1 protein-coding gene is annotated in these 556 nt (G+C 63.7%); it reads left to right on the top strand.

The genetic code is table 11. The features are described 5' to 3' along the window. On the top strand, positions 1-415 hold a 415-nt coding region (locus tag FH08_RS0133905), incomplete at its 5' end, for a hypothetical protein (RefSeq protein WP_200878829.1). Positions 416-556 lie beyond the last annotated feature (141 nt).

The following is a 556-nucleotide window of genomic DNA, read 5'->3' as shown; positions in this document are numbered from 1 at the left end:
GGAGCAATCGGTGATCGACAACGACGACCTGATGTACCGCGTGGACCGGCACTATCTCGGTCCGACCGGTTATCCCCTGCCGGTCCGGATCCGCTACACCGCCGGCATCGTCGGCGCGACCGCGTTCATCGTGGTGTTCGTGATCGCTCGGGGGATCTTGCACGTTCCACTCGGATTCAAGTCTCTGTTGGTGATGGCGTTGGTGACGGTGTGGGCGACGACGCGGATCGCGAAGTTCGTCACCCCGGATCGTCCGCTGCGCTCGGTGGTGAAAGCTGCTCTCAACGATCTGGTGGCTCCGCGTCCACCGAAGGTCGTCAAGACCGTGTTCGTGTCCCTGCCCGACCGGTTGACCGCGGGAGCATCGACAACCCGCGAGGCTTGTGCCCCGTTCGATGGTGAGGATCCCCGATGACCGTTCACGAGAACGATATTGCCGCTCTGTTCGATCCGAAGGTCGAGGATCCGGTTCCGGTCATTCCGCCGGGTGCTCTTCCTCCGTCGTGGACAGCGGGACAACTCTCCGCCCCGCGAACTGCGCGCGCGTGGTCGAAAG

This window comes from Caballeronia sordidicola (genome assembly GCF_000729995.1).
Classification (GTDB): Bacteria; Pseudomonadota; Gammaproteobacteria; order Burkholderiales; family Burkholderiaceae; genus Caballeronia; species Caballeronia sordidicola_A.
Note: the sequence above shows the minus strand (reverse complement) of the source record. Positions and strands in the feature narration are given on the sequence as shown.